A 17,210-nucleotide genomic window follows, 5' to 3' on the forward strand; every position below is an offset into this window, starting at 1 on the left:
GCCGCGGCGGCGCGCTACTCGGACGCGGCCGGCTCAGGGAAGATCGCAGTGAACAGCTGACCGACCCATTCGAGCAGCTGCGCGTCGGGAAGCGGCTCGAGCCCCACGCCGACGGCGGCGGGGACCGTGGGCATCGGCACGACCAGCGCCTCTCCCCCTGCCACGAGCTTCGCCTTCGGGTAGAGCCGCTGCAGCCGTACCTTGATCGAATCCTCGAGCCGGGCGGGCGCGATGCGCAGATTCGATCCCATCACCACGACGTCCGTCAGGCCCGCACGCGCGGCGCGCCGGCGCAGGCGCGAGATCGCCAGCAGCCCCTCGACCTCTTCCGGCGGCGTTCCGTACCGGTCGACGAGCTCTTCGATGACCAGGTCGATCGCGTCGTCCTTGGCCGTCGCCGCCGAGGCGGCGGAGAGCTTCTGGTAGGCCTCCAGGCGCAGCCGCTCACTGTCGATGTAGTACTCGGGGATGCGCGCGTCGAGGGGAAGCTCGAGACGCAGTTCCTGCCCCGTCTCGACCTCGTCGCCGCGGAAGGTCGCCACCGCCTCGCCGATCATGCGCAGGTAGAGGTCGAACCCGACGCCCGCGATATGACCGGCCTGCTCGGCGCCGAGCAGGTTGCCCGCGCCGCGCAGCTCGAGGTCCTTCAGGGCGACCTGCATGCCGGAGCCCAGGTCGTTGTTGACCGCGATGGTCTGCAGCCGGTCGGCGGCGGTCTCGCTCAGCGGCTTCATCTCGTCGTACAGGAAGTACGCGTACGCGCGCTCGCGCCCTCGCCCGACGCGCCCGCGCAGCTGGTGCAGCTGGCTGAGTCCGTACTTGTCGGCGCGGTCGATGATGATCGTGTTCGCGTTCGCGATGTCGAGACCCGTCTCGATGATCGTCGTCGAGACGAGCACGTCGAACTTGCGCTCCCAGAAGTCGTCGACGACCTGTTCGAGCTGGTGCTCGCCCATCTGTCCGTGCGCGACGGCGATCCTGGCTTCGGGCACGAGTTCGGCGAGCTCGCTCGCGACGCGCTGAATCGACTGCACGCGGTTGTGCACGAAGAAGATCTGCCCCTCGCGGAGGATCTCGCGACGGATCGCCGCGGCCATCTGCTTGTCGCTGCGCGGACCGACGAAGGACAGGATCGGATGCCGGTCCTCGGGCGGAGTCGCCAGCGTCGACATCTCACGGATGCCGGTCACCGCCATCTCGAGCGTGCGCGGGATCGGGGTGGCGCTCATGGCGAGGATGTCGACGTTGGTCTTCATCTTCTTGAGCGCGTCTTTGTGCTCGACGCCGAAACGCTGCTCCTCGTCGATGATCATCAGACCGAGGTCTTTGAACATCACCTGGTCGGTGAGGATGCGGTGGGTGCCGATCACCATGTCGACGGACCCCTCCAGCAGACCCTGCAGAGTGAGCCGCGCCTCCTTGTCGGTCTGGAAGCGCGACAGCGGCCGCACCTTGACCGGGAAACCGGCGAAGCGCTCGGTGAACGTCTCGAGGTGCTGCTTCACGAGCAGCGTCGTCGGCACGAGCATCGCCACCTGTTTGCCGTCCTGGATCGCCTTGAATGCGGCCCGGACGGCGACCTCGGTCTTGCCGAAGCCGACGTCTCCCGAGAGCAGGCGGTCCATCGGGATGGGCCGTTCCATGTCGGCCTTGATCTCGTCGATCGTCTGCAACTGGTCCAGGGTCTCCGCGAACGGGAACGCCTCCTCCAGCTCGCGCTGCCATGGCGTGTCCGGGCCGAAGGCATGGCCCTTGGCGCTCATCCGCGCGGAATAGAGCTTCACGAGCTCGACCGCGATGTCGCGGACGGCCTTGCGGGCCTTGCCCTTGGCCTGCGACCAGTCGCTGCCGCCCATCTTCGACAGGGTCGGGGCCTCGCCGCCGACGTACTTCGAGAGCAGGTCGAGCTGATCCGTGGGCACGAACAGCTTGTCGCCCGGGTACCCGCGCTTGGACGGCGCGTATTCGAGCACGAGGTAGTCGCGGATCGACTTGGTGGCGTTGCGCCCGCCGGTGGACACCTCGCGCTGGGTCATCTCCACGAAGCGGCCGATGCCGTGGGTCGCGTGCACCACGAAGTCGCCCTGCTTGAGCTGCAGCGGGTCGACGACGTTCTTGCGCCGCGATGCGAGCTTCTTGACGACGCGCTGGTCGCCACCGATCGTGCGACCGTAGAACTCGTTGTCGGTGAGCACGGCGAGCTTCGCCTCGGCCACCTGGAAGCCGGCCTCGACGGATCCGGTGACCAGCGTCGCGACACCACCCTCCGGCGCCTCGGTGAGCGTCTCGACCACACGGGCCGCCAGTCCCCGGTCGGCGAGCACGTCGCGTGCGCGGTCGACCAGGCCGTGACCGGCGGCGATCACGACCACGCGCCAGCCGTCGGTGACCTTCGCCTCGACGAAGGAGATCGCGCCGTCGACGTTGCCGTGGAAGGAGGGGATGACGGCGGCGCCGAGGTTGGTGGCCTCCGCATCGCCTTCGCCGAGTCCGGCGCCGAACGGGCTGAGCCGCCACCACACGCCGCCCCGGTCGCGCACCACCTCGCGGAGGTCGGCGATCGTCAGGAAGTCACCGGCGCCCAGATCGATGGGCGCGGAGGCGCCGGAGGTGGCCGCGCTCCAGGCAGCATCCAGGAACTCGCGGTTCGTGTCGCCCAGGGTGATCGCACGTGCGGTCGCGCGCTCGGGATCGATGACCGCCGTGGCGCTCCCGGAGGGCAGATACTCGGCGAGCGACTTCAACGGGCCGGCGACGGCGGGCAGCAGCGACTCCATGCCCTCGACCGGGATGCCCTCGGCCATCTTCTCGAGCATTCCGGAGATCGCCGGGAAGCCGCCGACGAGCGCGCGGGCGCGCTCGCGGACCTCTGCCGTGAGCAGCAGTTCGCGGGTCGGAGGAAGGTCGACGCTCGCGACATCGCCCGGGAGCGAGCGCTGGTCGGCGACCGAGAACGCACGGATCTGGTCGATCTCGTCGCCGAAGAACTCGATGCGGTACGGGTGCTCGGAGGTGGGAGGGAAGACGTCGAGGATGCCGCCGCGCACCGCGAACTCGCCGCGCCGCGACACCATGTCTACGCGCGAGTAGGCGCGCTCGACCAGCTGCTCGACCACGCGGTCGAGTTCGTGTCCTCGGCTGCCGGCGGCGAGCTCGAGCGGGGCGATCTCGCCCAGGTTCCCCGCGATCGGCTGGAGAGCAGCCCGCACCGATGCCACGACGACGAGCGGGTGATCCCCCGACCACTCCGCGATCCGTCGCAGCGTCTGCAGGCGCTGCCCGACGGTGTCGGGGCTCGGGCTGAGGCGCTCGTGCGGCAGCGTCTCCCAGGCGGGGAAGGTGAGGATGTCGGCGTCGGGCAGATAGGCGTGCATCGCCAGCGCGAGGCTCTCGGCCCGCCTGCCCGTCGGCACGACGGCGAGGAGGGCGGCCGGGTGTCCTGCCGCCGTCCGCTTCTCGAGCAGGCCGGCGAGCGCCGGGGCGTCGAGCCCGTCGACCAGGCCGAGGTCGGCATCGGTGCGCGCCCAGCTGAGGGCGTCACGGTACAGAGACGCCTCTTCCAAGGCGCGCAGAATCCCCGGAACAGTCACCGGATAAGACTAGTCGCGCTCACGGACACTCCGGCCGCTGCCCCTGCCACGGGTGCGCACCTCAATAGGCTGTCGGGATGGATTCCGTCGCCCTCACCACCGAACGCCTCGTCCTGCGCCCCCCGACGGAGGGCGACATCGATGCGATCACCGTCGCCTGTCAGGACCCGGAGATCGGGCGCTGGACCACGGTGCCGAGCCCGTATGCACGCGAGGACGCCGAGGAGTTCGTGCGTCTCATCGCGGGGTGGTGGGCCGACGGCTCGGAGGTCGTCTGGGCGATGTACGCCGACGACCTGCTCGTGGGCATGATCGGTTTGCACAACATCGCCGACCACTTCACGGGCGCTGCCGCCGAGCTCGGCTATTGGGTGACGGCCGACGCCCGGGGCCGGGGGTATCTCACGGAGGCCGCCCGCGCGGTGCTCGACTGGGGCTTCGGCGAGCTCGGGCTCGTCCGCATCCGTTGGCAGGCCGTCGTCGGGAACATCCCCTCGGCCCGCGCCGCCCGCGCTCTCGGCTTCCGCTACGAGGGCCTCCAGCGGCAGGCGCTCACGAGCCCCCGCGGTCGCGACGACGGATGGATGGCCGCTCTGCTGCCGGACGACGACCGCACGCCGGTGGACTGGCCGGTGCTCTGAGGCGCGAGCGCACCGGGTACGAGCCCGAGGAGCGACAGGTCACCAGGTGACAGTGTCGGCGGCCGATGACAGGATGAACGCATGCCGGAGATGCCGGAGGTCCAGGGCCTGACCGCCTTTCTCGCCGAACGCGCCGTCGGGCGCACGATCACCCGCGCGACCGTCTCGGCGATCGCCGCGCTGAAGACCTACGATCCGCCGATCACCGCGCTGCAGCAGGCCACGATCACGGCGTCCGCTCGCCTCGGGAAGTTCGTGGTGCTCTCCTGCGGCGACGACCTGCACCTGGTGTTCCACCTCGCCAAGGCCGGGTGGCTGCGCTGGTACGAGACGCTCCCTGCGACGCTCATCAAACCCGGCAAGTCGCCCATCGCCCTGCGCGTCGCGCTCGACGACGGCAGCGGCTTCGACCTCACCGAGGCGGGAACGAAGAAGTCGCTCGCGGTCTACGTGGTGCGCGATCCGCACGACGTGCCCGGCATCGCGCGACTCGGCCCCGACCCCCTCGACTCCTCCTTCACCCGCGACGCGTTCGCGGCACTGCTCGAGGATCGGCGCATGCAGATCAAGGGGCTGCTGCGCGATCAGGCGGTGATCGCCGGCATCGGCAACGCCTACTCCGATGAGATCCTGCATGCCGCACGCATGTCGCCGTATGCGATCGCCGGAAAGCTCGACGATGCCGAGATCGACCGCCTGTTCACCGCCATGCGCGAGACGCTCGGCGAGGCGGTGGCCGCAGCCTCCGGCAAGCCCCCCGCCGACCTGAAAGACGCCAAGCGCCGGGGGATGCAGGTGCATGCACGCCGCGGCGAGGCCTGCCCGGTGTGCGCAGACACGGTGCGCAGCGTGTTCTTCGCCGACCGCTCTCTCGAGTACTGCCCCACATGCCAGACCGGCGGCAAGATGCTCGCCGACCGGCGTCTGTCCCGACTGCTCAAGTGACGGCGGGCGATCGGAGGGCACCGATCCATGTCTTGGAATGAAATCGGCGCAGACGCGTTGAGTACACTCAGAGCAACAACGTGCTCCGGGGTCGGTGGGAATCCGAACCGGCGGTGACAGTCCGCGAGCGTCTCGAGAGATCGGGATGCCGATCCGGTGGAATTCCGGGACCGACGGTGATGCGAGGGAGACCTCGCTAGTCCGGAAGGGAGGCAGCACGAGACGCATCCGTGCGTCCGTTCCGCCACCCCTGTCTGACCCCGGAGCCTCAGAGGAGGACGACGGATGGCAGTGAACGCGGCAGAGCGAAACGCGATGGATCGCGCGCTCCACCTCGCCGCCCGAGGGCCGCGCGGGGCGAACCCGCAGGTCGGCGCGGTCATCCTCTCCCCCGACGGCACTGTCCTCGCCGAGGGCTGGCACCATGGCGCCGGCACCCCGCACGCCGAGGTCGACGCGCTCTCGAAGCTCGCCCCCGGCGAAGCCCGCGGCGCCACCGCCGTCGTGACCCTGGAGCCGTGCAACCACACCGGCCGCACGGGGCCCTGTGCCGTGGCGCTCATCGAAGCGGGGATCGCCCGGGTGGTCTACGCACTCGATGACCCCGGCGCCGTCTCGGGCGGCGGTGCGGAGCGTCTGCGGTCCGCGGGTGTCGACGTCGAAGCGGGCGAGCAGGCCGATGCCGCGCACGCCCTGATCGCCGGATGGCTCACGGCCCAGCGCCTCGGACGCCCGCAGATCACCGTCAAGTGGGCGCAGAGCCTCGACGGGCGCGCCGCCGCCGACGACGGCTCCAGCCAGTGGATCACGGGTCCCGCAGCCCGCGCCGACGTGCATCGCCGCCGCGCGGAGGCCGATGCCATCGCGGTCGGCACCGGAACCGTGCTCGCCGACGATCCGGCCCTCACCGCCCGCGACGGCGACGCCCTGCTGCCGCACCAGCCGATCCCGGTGGTCATCGGGTCGCGGCCCACCCCTGCCGACGCCGCGGTGCACCGGCATCCGCACTCCCCCCTGTTCTTCGACACGCACGATCTGCACACGGTCGTCGCCGACCTGCACGCCCGCGGGGTGCAGAGCCTGTTCGTGGAGGGCGGTCCGACGCTCGCCAGCGCCTTCCTCCAGGCCGGGCTCGCCGACCGCCTGCTCGTCTACATCGCTCCGGTGCTGCTCGGAGGCGGCCGCCTGGCCCTCACCGACATCGGTGTCGCATCCATCGGCGAGGCACGCCGCCTGACCATCGACGAATGGGTCCCCCTCGGGAGCGACCTGCTCGCGATCGCGCACCCTGCGCACGACGCACACCCGCGGCACGAAGGAGCAGCCTGATGTTCACCGGAATCATCGAGGAGATGGGCGAGATCACCGCGATCGCGCCCGCGGGCGACGGCTGGCGCCTGACCGTGCGCGCACCCCGCGCGGCAGCGGACGCCGTACACGGCGAGTCGATCGCGGTCTCCGGCGTGTGCCTGACCGTCGTCGGCTCGACCGCGGACACCTTCGACACCGACGTGATGAAGCAGACGCTCGACGTCGCCGCCATCGGGTCGGCGACGGTCGGCACCCGCGTCAACATCGAGAAGGCCATGCCGGTGGGGGCGCGACTGGGCGGGCACATCGTGCAGGGCCACGTCGATGGGGTCGGCGACGTGCTCGAGGTACGACCGGGCGCCCAGTGGAGTGTGCTGCGCATCAGCCTGCCCGCCGACCTCGCCCCGCTCGTCGTCGACAAGGGTTCGATCTCGGTCGACGGCACCTCGCTGACCGTGAGCGCGGTGAGCGCACCCGCAGACCCCTCCCCCTGGTTCGAGATCTCACTGATCCCGGAGACCCTGGCCGCGACCACCCTCGGCATCCGCGCCGTCGGCGACCGCGTGAACCTGGAGACCGACATCCTCGCCCGGCACGTCGAGCGCCTGCTCGCGTTCCGCGCCGCACCGGAAGGAGGCTCGCGATGAGCCTTTCCACGATCGCCGAGGCCCTGGAGGCGCTGCGCGCCGGGCGCCCCGTTCTCGTCGCCGACGACGAGAACCGCGAGAACGAGGGCGACGTCATCCTGTCGGCAGAGCTCGCGACGCCGGAGTGGGTGGCCTGGACGGTGCGCTGGTCGTCGGGATTCATCTGCGCTCCGATGCCGGCCGACCTCGCCGACCATCTGAACCTTCCGCCGATGGTGGCCGCCAGCGAAGACGCCCGCTCGACCGCGTACACCGTGAGCGTCGATGCCGCCCAGGGCGTCACCACCGGCATCAGCGCCCACGATCGCGCCCACACCCTGAACGTGCTGTCGAACCCGGAATCGACGTCGACGAGCATCATCCGCCCGGGGCACGTGCTGCCGCTGAGGGCTGTCGACGGCGGCGTGCGCGAGCGCAGCGGCCACACCGAGGCCGCCGTCGAGCTCATGAAGCTCGCCGGACTCCGACCCGTCGGCGCGATCGCCGAGGTCGTCGCGGAGGACGGCAGCATGATGCGCCTTCCCGGGCTGATCGAACTCGGTGCCCGTGACGGCGTGCCGGTGATCACCATCGAGCAGCTCATCGCTCACCTCAACGAGATCGACCCGGACGGAGCGACCCCGAGCGCGCACCGGGGCCGCCGGGTGAGTCTGCGTGCCGACGCCACGGTGCCCACCACGCACGGCACCTTCCGCTTCCTGGCCTACAAGGACCGCGTCACCGGCACCGACCACATCGCGGTCGTCTCGGGCGAGCTCAGTGAGACCGCGCTGGTGCGCGTGCACTCGGAGTGCCTGACCGGCGAGGCGTTCGGCTCGCTGAAATGCGAGTGCGGCCCCCAGCTCGACTCCGCGCTCGACGCGATCGAGAAAGAGGGCGGGATCGTGATCTACATGCGCGGGCACGAGGGGCGCGGGATCGGCCTCATCAACAAGCTGCGCGCGTACAGCCTGCAGGAGGAGGGCCTCGACACGGTCGATGCCAACCTCGCGCTGGGGCTGCCCGCCGACGCCCGCGACTACGCCGCGGCCGCCGGCATCCTCTCCGATCTGGGCGTGTCGAAGGTGCGTCTGCTGACGAACAACACCGACAAGGTCGCGCAGCTGCGTGAGCTCGGCCTCGACGTGATCGAGCAGGTGCCGCTGATCGTCGGAGTGGGACCCAACAACCATCAGTACCTGGAGACCAAGCGTGACCGCATGGGTCACATCATCGGCGAAGCGGAACTCGCAGAGGCGCTCGCCCACGGAGAGGACGACGAATGAGCGGCGCAGGAGCACCCGAGACCGGCAACATCGACGGACGAGGACTGAACGTCGTCATCGTCGCCGGCACCTGGCACGAGACGATCTCCAACGGCCTGATCGCCGGCGCGGAGCGTGTGCTGGATGAGGCGAAGGCCACGCACCGACTGGTGCGCGTGCCCGGATCATTCGAGCTCGCGATCGCCGCGCAGGCCGCGTTCGCCGGCGGAGCGGATGCGGTCGTCGCGCTCGGCGTGATCATCCGCGGAGGCACTCCGCACTTCGAGTACGTCTCGGCGGCGACCACCGACGGCCTCACCCGCGTCGCCCTCGATGCCGGCAAGCCTGTCGGATTCGGTGTGCTCACCCTCGACGACGAGCAGCAGGGTCTCGACCGCGCCGGTCTCGAAGGCTCCAAGGAGGACAAGGGCGCCGAAGCCGCCGATGCCGCGTTGCGGACGGCCCTGGTCACCCGGGAGCTGCGCGGCTGAGGTCAGCCTGCCCTTGCTAGCGCAGAAGGGTGCCGCACTCGTACGGTGAGGCCATGGAGACCCTCCGCCACATCGTGCTGTTCGTCCACCTCATCGGATTCGCCGTGCTCTTCGGCGCCTGGGCCGCCCAGGCATTCGGAGGCAAGCGGGAGTTCACCCGGCTGATGAACATCGGCATGGCGATCGCCGCGGTCGCCGGCCTCGCTCTCGCCGCACCGTGGGGGCTCTCCTACGAGCTCAACTACGTCAAGGTCGGCGTCAAGCTCGTGATCCTGCTCGTCATCGGCGCCCTGCTCGGTATCGGCCTGGCTCGTCAGCGCCGCGGAGCAGACATCCCGTCGGCGGTGTTCTGGCTGGTCGGCATCCTCACCGCGGCCAACGCCGCGATCGCCGCGATCTGGCGCTGACCGCAGGATCCCGCGGCCTGAGCGCTTCCGCAGCAGCGCGCGGAGTGAGTCGACTCAGCGCTTCCGCGGTGCCGCCGTGCTCTCGCGCACGATGAGCTCGGTGGCCACCAGCGGGGTCTGCTGCCGTTCGACGCCGTCGAGTTCCGCGAGGAGCGCGTCCACCGCGAGCGCTCCCACACGCTCCGGGTGCTGCTGCACCGTCGTCAGCGGCGGCCACAGCTGCGCGGCATCGGGCAGGCCGTCGAACCCGACGATGCTGACGTCTTCCGGAACGTCGCGCCCGACCTCGCGGAAGGCGCGCAGCACTCCGATCGCCATCTGGTCGTTCGCCGCGAACACGGCGGTGACCCCGTCGATCTCGCGCAGTTCCACACCGGCTGCGTAGCCGGATGCAGCGGTCCAATCGCCCGACAGAGGAGCCGGGACATCACGTCCGTGCCCTTCCAGGGTCTGCTGCCAGGCTTCGCGCCGACGCTCCGCGGAGTACGAGCGCGCGGGGCCGGCGACATGCCACACCGTGTCGTGCCCGAGCCCGAGCAGGTGCTCGGTCGCCAGACGCGCACCCTGCGCCTGGTCGGTGTCCACGAACGGGTGGGTGTCTCCGCGGTTCGAGTCGACGAACACGACCGGAAGCGCGTCGGGGATCTCGATGTCGGCCTCGTCGAGCTGATGAGCCTCGATCACGATGATGATGCCGTCGACCGCGTGTTCCTCCAGTCGTCGGAATGCTCCGGCCACCGTCTCACCGGCACTGGATTCGACGGGGATGAGGGTGAGGGCGTAGCCGAGCTGGGCGGCGCGTACGGCGATCGCATCGAGCGTGCGCTGGTTGCCGTACGAGCTGAACGAGAACATCACGACACCGATGGTGCGGAATCGCCCTGATCGCAGCGCTCGAGCGGCACTGTTGGGTCGATAGCCGAGGCTGTTCATGGCCGCTTCGACGCGCTCGCGCGTGGCGGCGCCGACGTATCCCCTGGCATTCACGACGCGGGACACCGTCTGACCGGAGACACCGGCCTCCCTGGCGACGTCTTCCATCGAGGGCTCGCGTCTGCGCGTCGACGTCTCTGTCGGATGCTCTGGGGTCACGATCACCCATCCCCTCATATGTTGACGTTGACACACTACCAGTCCATCCAATATGTTGACGTTGACACACGGCGCACGGTGCGCCCGAAACGTAAGAAGGACTCGTCGATGACGACTGAAATCCCCGCAGCCCTGGGTGCCCCCGGCATCCGGCGCCGCGACAAGCGCGACTGGAAGGGATGGGCCTTCGTCGGCCCGTTCATGGTCGTGTTCGCCCTGGTGTTCCTGACACCCCTCGCCTATGCGCTCTACCTGAGCTTCTTCCAGGAGAAGCTCATCGGCGGCACCGCTTTCGTCGGGCTGGACAACTACGCACGCGCACTCTCCGATCCGCAATTCTGGGAGGCGTTCGGCCGCGTGCTGGTCTTCCTCGTCGTGCAAGTGCCGATCATGCTGATCCTCGCGCTCGGAGCCGCTCTCGCCCTCGACAGCGCCCGCCTGCGCGGAGCATCCTTCTTCCGCATCCTGATCTTCCTGCCCTACGCCGTCCCCGCGGTGGTGGCGGTGCTGATGTGGGGCTACATCTACGGAGACCAGTTCGGTCTCACGAGCAACATCAACGACTTCCTCGGGGTCGACGCGATCACCCCGTTCGCGAAGGAATGGATGCTGCTCTCGATCGGCAACATCGTCACGTGGGAGTTCGTCGGCTACAACATGCTGATCTTCTACTCCTCGCTCAAGACCATCCCGACCGACATGTACGAGGCCGCTTCCCTCGACGGCGCCGGGGCCTGGCGCACGATCTTCTCGATCAAGATCCCCTCCGTGCGCGGGGCGCTCGTGATCGCGACGATCTTCTCGATCATCGGGAGCTTCCAGCTCTTCAACGAGCCCAACATCCTGCGTCCGCTGGCGCCGAACGTGATCACCACGTTCTTCACCCCGAACATGTACGCGTACAACCTGTCGTTCGCCGGGCAGCAGTTCAACTACGCCGCGACGATCGCCATCATCATGGGCGTCATCACCGCGGTCATCGCCTACGTCGTGCAGCTGCGCGGCTCGAAGTCGGAGGTGCGCTGACATGGCACTCCCCCTCGCCCGTCCCTCTCGCAGACGCCATGACCCGATGAATCCGCGTAAGTCCAACACGCTGCTCATCGTCATGATCCTGTACGCGCTGTACACCCTCGTCCCGCTGGTCTGGCTGCTGTTCAGCTCGACCAAGACGCAGGCCGGACTCTTCAGCTCGTTCGGGCTTTGGTTCGCCGACGACTTCGCCTTCATCGACAACCTGGTCGCCACGTTCTCCTACCGCGACGGCATCTTCCTGCGCTGGTTGGGCAACACCCTGCTGTACGTGGTGGTGGGTGCGGGAGGAGCGACGCTGCTGGCCACCATGGCGGGTTACGGACTCGCGAAGTTCCGCTTCCCCGGGCGCCGTGCGGTGTTCGCCGTGGTCCTGGGCGCCGTGGCCGTGCCCGGCACCGCCCTTGCGGTCCCGACCTTCCTGCTGTTCAGCGAGCTCGGACTGACCAACACCCCGTGGGCGGTGATCATCCCCTCGCTGATCAGCCCGTTCGGTCTGTACCTGATCTGGGTGTTCGCGTCCGAGTCGGTGCCCACCGAGCTGCTCGAAGCCGCCCGCATCGACGGCGCCGGCGAGTTCCGCACGTTCTTCACGATCTCGATGCGACTGCTCGCACCCGGCATCGTGACGGTCGCGCTGTTCACGGTGGTGGCCACCTGGAACAACTACTTCCTGCCCCTGATCATGCTGTCCGACCCCGCGTGGTATCCGCTCACCGTCGGGTTGAACCAGTGGAGCGCCCAGGCCATCGGGGCCGGATCCCAGCCCATCTACAACCTCGTGATCATGGGCTCGCTGCTCACGATCATCCCGATCGTCATCGCCTTCCTGCTGCTGCAGCGTTTCTGGCAGTCAGGTCTCACCGCGGGAAGCGTCAAGCAGTAGCTCCCCGCACCTCCCCTGCATCACCTCGGCGATCCGACGCTGGATCGCCCCTCCCGAAAGGACACAGCAATGAAGCACCTTCCCTCCCCGACGCGGCGCACCCTCGCGGTGCTGGCCGCGGGAACCGTGGCAGCGCTGGCGCTGGCCGGTTGCAGCACCGGCGGCGACACCGGTGTCGGCGGCAACGCGGGCTCCGGCTCCTTCGACTCCATCGAGGCCGCACTCGAGAAGGGCGGCGAGATCACGTACTGGTCGTGGACGCCGTCTGCCGAGGCGCAGGTCGAGGCCTTCCAGAAGGAATACCCCAACGTCAAGGTCAAGCTGGTGAACGCCGGGACCAACAACGAGGAGTACACCAAGCTGCAGAACGCGATCAAGGCGGGCTCCGGCGCCCCGGATGTCGTGCAGATCGAGTACTACGCCTTCCCGCAGTTCGCCCTGACCGACGCCTTCACCGACCTGTCCCAGTACGGCTTCGCAGACTTCGAGGACGACTACACCGCCTCCACCTGGAACTCGGTGACCGACGGCGACGCGATCTACGGCCTGCCGCAGGACTCCGGCCCCATGGCGCTGTTCTACAACAAGACGGTGTTCGACGCCGCCGGCGTCGCCGTGCCCACCACCTGGGACGAGTACTACGAGGCCGCCAAGGCGATCCACGCGGCGAACCCCGACGCGTACATCACCAACGACACGGGAGATGCAGGCTTCGCGACCTCGATGATCTGGCAGGCCGGCGGAAAGCCGTTCGAGACCTCGGGCACCGACGTCACGATCGACCTGCAGGACGCCGGGTCCGTGAAGTGGACCGAGAACTGGAACCGCCTCGTCGAGGAGGACCTGCTCGCACCGTACGGCAGCTGGAGCGACGAGTGGTTCCGCGCCCTGGGCGACGGCAGCCTCGCCAGCCTCGTGATCGGCGCATGGATGCCCGCGAACCTCATCTCGGGTGCCCCCGACGGTGCCGGAGACTGGCGCGTCGCGCCGATGCCGACGTACGACGGCGCCCCGGCGAGCGCGGAGAACGGCGGTGGCGGCCAGGCCGTCACGAAGCAGAGCAAGAACCCGGAGCTGGCTGCCGGATTCCTGTGGTGGCTGAACAACTCGGAGGAGAGCATCTCGATCTTCCTCGAGACCGGCGGCTTCCCCTCGACCACCGCTGAGCTGTCGAGCAAGGAGTTCCTCGCCGAGGCCCCGGAGTACTTCGGCGGTCAGAAGATCAACGAGGTCCTCGCCGCTGCGGCCGATGACGTGGTCGAGGGCTGGAGCTACCTGCCCTACCAGGTCTACGCGAACAGCATCTTCGGCGACACCGTCGGCCAGTCGTACCAGGACGGCACCGACCTGAACAAGGGCCTCACCGCCTGGCAGGACGCGCTGGTCGACTACGGCAACGCGCAGGGCTTCAGCGTCAACAAGTGATACCCGCGGGCTGAACCGGTTCCGGCCCCCATCCCCCACCCCACGGGACCGGTTCAGCCCGCCTCATCGAAAGCACCACGACACGTGACATCCTTCTCCCTCGGCGACACCGACTTCCTCCGCGACGGACAGCCGCATCAGGTGATCTCCGGCGCCATCCACTACTTCCGCGTGCACCCCGACCAGTGGCAGGACCGCATCCGCAAGGCCCGGTTGATGGGGCTGAACACGATCGAGACCTACGTCGCCTGGAACGCGCACGAACCGCGACGCGGTGAGTGGGACGCGAGCGGATGGAACGACCTCGGACGCTTCCTCGACCTGGTCCACGCCGAAGGTCTCGACGCGATCGTGCGACCCGGCCCCTACATCTGCGCCGAGTGGCACAACGGAGGACTTCCGGTGTGGCTGACGGGGAGCGTCGAGGGGCTGCGCTCCTCCGCTGCCGACTTCCTCGTCGAGGTGAGCGCCTACCTGCGCCGCGTGTACGACATCGTCGCTCCGCGGCAGATCGATCGGGGCGGCCCCGTCGTGCTGGTGCAGATCGAGAACGAGTACGGCGCCTACGGATCCGACCGGGCCTATCTCGAGGCTCTGGTCGCCGTCACCCGCGAGGCCGGGATCACCGTTCCGCTGACGACCGTCGATCAGCCCGTCGATCAGATGCTGAGCGACGGCAGCCTCCCCGAGCTGCACAAGACCGGGTCGTTCGGCTCCCGCAGCGCGGAACGGCTGGCGACCCTGCGCCGGCACCAGAGCACCGGTCCGCTGATGTGCTCGGAGTTCTGGGACGGCTGGTTCGACTGGTGGGGCGGCGTGCATCACACCACCGATGTCGCCACGGCCGCCGCCGACCTCGACGAGCTGCTGGCGGCCGGGGCTTCGGTCAACATCTACATGTTCCACGGCGGCACCAACTTCGCGCTGACCAACGGCGCGAACCACAAGGGTCGCTATCTGCCGCTGGTGACCTCCTACGACTACGACGCCCCGCTCGACGAGGCCGGCAACCCCACGGAGAAGTTCTTCGCCTTCCGCGAGGTCATCGCCCGGTATGCGCCGGTGCCGGATGAGCTTCCGGCTGCGGCCGAGGCAGCGCCCGCGTTCGAAGTTCCGCTCACGCCCGCGGGCGCCTGGACGGACCTCGCGGGTCCTGCGTCGACGACCGCGCAGCCCGAGACCTTCGACACACTCGGCCACCTCAGCGCCCTCGTGCGCTACGACACCGAGCTTCGGGATGCACGCGGCGGATTGCTCGTCGTCGACGAGGTGCGCGATCTGGCGTGGGTGAGCGTCGACGACCGCGTGGTCGGCACGCTCTCGCGCACCCGGCACGACCGGGCGATCCGGATCCCGGACGGCCGGACCCTCAGCATCCTGGTCGAGGATCAGGGTCGGGTGAACTACGACCACCGCCTCGGCGAGGAGAAGGGTCTGATCGGCGAGATCACCCTCGACGGCGCGCCGGTGACGGGCTGGCGCTCGACGCCGTTGGATGTCGCAGCGATCGCCGCGGAGGTCGACGCCGAGATCGATACCGAGTTCGATGCCCCTGCCGGCGCCGACGCCGCCGATGTCCTCAAAACGGGCCCGGCCGCGTGGACCAGCTCGTTCACCCTGGATGCGCCGACGGACCTCGTCCTCGACACCATGGCCTGGAGCAAGGGCTACGCGTTCGTGAACGGTTTCTTCCTCGGCCGCTATTGGCGCAACGGCCCGCAGCGCACGCTCTCCGTGCCCGCTCCTGCCACGAGAGAGGGGGCGAACCGTCTGGTCGTGCTGGAACTCGAGAACGTCGTGGAGCCGCGCGCCGTCTTCGTCGGTGCCCCTTCGCTCGGCGACACGGAGGAATAGCACCGCGGAGGTGCCCGCCCGGATGACACGCGAAAAGCGCGCACAGCAAACACTCAGGAAGGCGTAAACTCGCCCGAGTCCCTTGGTATACCGGGGACTCGATCGGAGGAGTTCCATGAGTACTGCCACTGCGCCCGCGAATCCTCGCTCGCGCGTCATCACCGCGAGCCTGGTCGGCACCACGATCGAGTTCTACGACTTCTACGCCTATGCCACGGCTGCCGTACTCGTGTTCCCGGTGCTGTTCTTCCCCACCGGGAACGACACCACCTCGCTCCTGTCGTCGTTCGCGGTGTTCGGCGCCGCGATGGTCGCCCGCCCCATCGGCGCCGTGGTGTTCGGCCACTTCGGCGACAAGTTCGGGCGCAAAGCCACGCTGGTGGCCTCGCTGCTGACGATGGGCATCGCGACCTTCGTCATCGGCCTGCTGCCGACGTACCAGGACATCGGATGGTGGGCGGCACTCCTGCTGCTGATCCTCCGGCTCGCGCAGGGCTTCGCGCTCGGCGGCGAATGGTCGGGTGCGGCGCTGGTCGCCACCGAGAACGCCCCGAAGGGCAAGCGCGCCTGGTACGGCACCTTCCCGCAGCTGGGGGCACCGCTGGGCTTCATCATCGCGAACTTCCTCTTCCTCGCCATCAACTGGCTGCTGCCGCATGCCGAGAACCCGGTGCTGAAGTCCGAGGCGTTCCTCTCCTGGGGCTGGCGCATCCCGTTCCTGTTCTCGGCCGTGATGGTCATCATCGGGCTGTGGGTGCGACTGAAGCTCGTCGAGTCCGACACCTTCAAGAAGGCCGAGACGAAGGGCGTGATCCGCAAGCTCCCGCTCGCGACCGTCTTCCGTCACCACTGGAAGCAGCTCATCCTCGGCACGTTCATCATGCTGGCGACCTACGTGCTGTTCTATCTGATGACGAACTTCACCCTCGCCTACGGCACCAAGCCCGCATCGCTGGAGACGGCATCGGCCGCAGCGAAGGCCGCGGCAGAGGCGACGGGCGCCCCGTTCGACCCGACCAAGTTCGCGGCCCAGTTCTATCCCGGCCTCGGCTTCGGCTACACCGACTTCGTGCTGATGCAGATCATCGGCGTCGTGTTCTTCGGTATCTTCACGCTGCTCTCCGGTCCCATCGCCGACGCGATCGGACGACGCAAGCTCCTGCTGTGGGTCACCGGTGTGATCATCGTGTTCGGCTTCACGTTCAACACGTTCCTGCTCCCTGCCGCCGACCCGAAGTTCACCGGTGCGCTCGCACAGGCCTTCCTGGTGTTCGGCTTCATGCTGATGGGAGCAACGTTCGGCCCGATGGGCGCTCTGCTGCCCGAGCTGTTCCCGACCAACGTCAGGTACACCGGCTCGGCGATCGCGTACAACGTGTCGTCGATCCTGGGCGCGGCCGTGGCGCCGCTGATCGCGCTCTGGCTGTGGTCGCTCGGTGACGGCGCTCCGTGGCTGGTGGGCCTGTATCTGTCGGCGATGGGTGTGCTGACCTTCATCGCGCTCCTCCTCAGCCCGGAGACCAAGGACCACGACTACGACGACGACCTCGGCGTCGCGGCGGCCGTCGAACTGTAGCCCGCGACTCCTCCGCAGCGCGAGGGCACCCCGTCTCCGGATGGGCGCCCTCGCGTCGTCGACAGGGAA

The 17,210-nt window shown here is 68.8% G+C and carries 14 protein-coding genes and 1 riboswitch; of the genes, 12 read left to right on the forward strand and 2 right to left on the reverse strand.

Annotated features, from left to right (window positions below; translation table 11 throughout):
- Positions 1 to 14: 14 nt before the first annotated feature.
- Entirely contained in the window at positions 15 to 3,590 is a 3,576-nt protein-coding gene (mfd, locus tag ASD13_RS00825; protein WP_055864693.1) for a transcription-repair coupling factor, read from the reverse strand.
- Positions 3,591 to 3,667: 77 nt separating this feature from the next.
- Here mfd and ASD13_RS00830 point away from each other — a divergent pair, with 77 nt between their 5' ends.
- The 7 genes from ASD13_RS00830 to ASD13_RS00860 all read left to right on the forward strand — a co-directional run bounded on the left by ASD13_RS00830 (position 3,668) and on the right by ASD13_RS00860 (position 9,276).
- Positions 3,668 to 4,231, forward strand: coding sequence for a GNAT family N-acetyltransferase (locus ASD13_RS00830; protein WP_055864695.1), 564 nt, complete (start codon positions 3,668 to 3,670; stop codon positions 4,229 to 4,231).
- Positions 4,232 to 4,312: 81 nt separating this feature from the next.
- A complete protein-coding gene (locus tag ASD13_RS00835) occupies positions 4,313 to 5,176 on the forward strand; it encodes an Fpg/Nei family DNA glycosylase (RefSeq protein WP_055864697.1) in 864 nt (287 codons plus the stop codon).
- Positions 5,177 to 5,253: 77 nt separating this feature from the next.
- Positions 5,254 to 5,398: riboswitch (FMN riboswitch) on the forward strand.
- A gap of 63 nt (positions 5,399 to 5,461) precedes the next feature.
- Positions 5,462 to 6,505, forward strand: coding sequence for a bifunctional diaminohydroxyphosphoribosylaminopyrimidine deaminase/5-amino-6-(5-phosphoribosylamino)uracil reductase RibD (gene ribD / locus ASD13_RS00840; protein WP_055864701.1), 1,044 nt, complete (start codon positions 5,462 to 5,464; stop codon positions 6,503 to 6,505).
- Positions 6,505 to 7,134 carry a riboflavin synthase gene (locus tag ASD13_RS00845; protein WP_055864704.1) on the forward strand — a complete coding sequence of 210 codons (630 nt, stop codon included), beginning with the start codon at positions 6,505 to 6,507 and terminating at the stop codon, positions 7,132 to 7,134. The genes ribD and ASD13_RS00845 overlap by 1 nt, the downstream gene beginning before the upstream one ends.
- Positions 7,131 to 8,399 carry a bifunctional 3,4-dihydroxy-2-butanone-4-phosphate synthase/GTP cyclohydrolase II gene (locus ASD13_RS00850; RefSeq protein ID WP_055864707.1) on the forward strand — a complete coding sequence of 423 codons (1,269 nt, stop codon included), beginning with the start codon at positions 7,131 to 7,133 and terminating at the stop codon, positions 8,397 to 8,399. The genes ASD13_RS00845 and ASD13_RS00850 overlap by 4 nt, the downstream gene beginning before the upstream one ends.
- Complete coding sequence (gene ribH / locus ASD13_RS00855) at positions 8,396 to 8,869, forward strand: 6,7-dimethyl-8-ribityllumazine synthase (protein ID WP_055864713.1); 474 nt, start codon at positions 8,396 to 8,398, stop codon at positions 8,867 to 8,869. The genes ASD13_RS00850 and ribH overlap by 4 nt, the downstream gene beginning before the upstream one ends.
- Positions 8,870 to 8,922: 53 nt before the next feature.
- Positions 8,923 to 9,276: a hypothetical protein gene (locus tag ASD13_RS00860; RefSeq protein ID WP_055864716.1), complete on the forward strand. Its 354-nt coding sequence runs from the start codon at positions 8,923 to 8,925 to the stop codon at positions 9,274 to 9,276.
- 54 nt (positions 9,277 to 9,330) lie between these two features.
- Here the strand turns inward: ASD13_RS00860 and ASD13_RS00865 are convergent, their stop codons facing one another.
- Complete coding sequence (locus ASD13_RS00865) at positions 9,331 to 10,317, reverse strand: LacI family DNA-binding transcriptional regulator (protein WP_082531411.1); 987 nt, start codon at positions 10,315 to 10,317, stop codon at positions 9,331 to 9,333.
- Positions 10,318 to 10,476: 159 nt separating this feature from the next.
- On the opposite strand from ASD13_RS00865, the gene ASD13_RS00870 reads away from it, so the two are divergent.
- The 5 genes from ASD13_RS00870 (at position 10,477) to ASD13_RS00890 (ending at position 17,141) form a co-directional block, all read left to right on the forward strand.
- Entirely contained in the window at positions 10,477 to 11,394 is a 918-nt protein-coding gene (locus tag ASD13_RS00870; RefSeq protein ID WP_017828770.1) for a carbohydrate ABC transporter permease, read from the forward strand.
- Positions 11,395 to 11,440: 46 nt separating this feature from the next.
- Positions 11,441 to 12,286 (forward strand): carbohydrate ABC transporter permease, encoded by an 846-nt coding sequence (locus tag ASD13_RS00875; protein ID WP_017828771.1) that lies wholly within the window; start codon positions 11,441 to 11,443, stop codon positions 12,284 to 12,286.
- Positions 12,287 to 12,355: 69 nt separating this feature from the next.
- Entirely contained in the window at positions 12,356 to 13,711 is a 1,356-nt protein-coding gene (locus tag ASD13_RS00880; protein WP_055864721.1) for an ABC transporter substrate-binding protein, read from the forward strand.
- An 84-nt stretch (positions 13,712 to 13,795) separates the two neighbouring features.
- Entirely contained in the window at positions 13,796 to 15,565 is a 1,770-nt protein-coding gene (locus ASD13_RS00885; protein ID WP_055864724.1) for a glycoside hydrolase family 35 protein, read from the forward strand.
- Positions 15,566 to 15,680: 115 nt separating this feature from the next.
- Complete coding sequence (locus tag ASD13_RS00890) at positions 15,681 to 17,141, forward strand: MFS transporter (RefSeq protein ID WP_055864728.1); 1,461 nt, start codon at positions 15,681 to 15,683, stop codon at positions 17,139 to 17,141.
- Positions 17,142 to 17,210: the final 69 nt, after the last annotated feature.

The organism is Microbacterium sp. Root1433D1 (assembly GCF_001426835.1).
GTDB lineage: Bacteria > Actinomycetota > Actinomycetes > Actinomycetales > Microbacteriaceae > Microbacterium > Microbacterium maritypicum.

What these genes read in the sequence shown, in the direction of transcription:
- ASD13_RS00830 (WP_055864695.1), top strand. Translation starts at nt 3,668, where the DNA reads ATGGATTCCGTCGCCCTCACCACCGAACGCCTCGTCCTGCGCCCCCCG.
- ASD13_RS00835 (WP_055864697.1), top strand. Translation starts at nt 4,313, where the DNA reads ATGCCGGAGATGCCGGAGGTCCAGGGCCTGACCGCCTTTCTCGCCGAA.
- ribD (WP_055864701.1), top strand. Translation starts at nt 5,462, where the DNA reads ATGGCAGTGAACGCGGCAGAGCGAAACGCGATGGATCGCGCGCTCCAC.
- ASD13_RS00845 (WP_055864704.1), top strand. Translation starts at nt 6,505, where the DNA reads ATGTTCACCGGAATCATCGAGGAGATGGGCGAGATCACCGCGATCGCG.
- ASD13_RS00850 (WP_055864707.1), top strand. Translation starts at nt 7,131, where the DNA reads ATGAGCCTTTCCACGATCGCCGAGGCCCTGGAGGCGCTGCGCGCCGGG.
- ribH (WP_055864713.1), top strand. Translation starts at nt 8,396, where the DNA reads ATGAGCGGCGCAGGAGCACCCGAGACCGGCAACATCGACGGACGAGGA.
- ASD13_RS00860 (WP_055864716.1), top strand. Translation starts at nt 8,923, where the DNA reads ATGGAGACCCTCCGCCACATCGTGCTGTTCGTCCACCTCATCGGATTC.
- ASD13_RS00865 (WP_082531411.1), bottom strand. Translation starts at nt 10,317, where the DNA reads ATGGAAGACGTCGCCAGGGAGGCCGGTGTCTCCGGTCAGACGGTGTCC.
- ASD13_RS00870 (WP_017828770.1), top strand. Translation starts at nt 10,477, where the DNA reads ATGACGACTGAAATCCCCGCAGCCCTGGGTGCCCCCGGCATCCGGCGC.
- ASD13_RS00875 (WP_017828771.1), top strand. Translation starts at nt 11,441, where the DNA reads ATGAATCCGCGTAAGTCCAACACGCTGCTCATCGTCATGATCCTGTAC.
- ASD13_RS00880 (WP_055864721.1), top strand. Translation starts at nt 12,356, where the DNA reads ATGAAGCACCTTCCCTCCCCGACGCGGCGCACCCTCGCGGTGCTGGCC.
- ASD13_RS00890 (WP_055864728.1), top strand. Translation starts at nt 15,681, where the DNA reads ATGAGTACTGCCACTGCGCCCGCGAATCCTCGCTCGCGCGTCATCACC.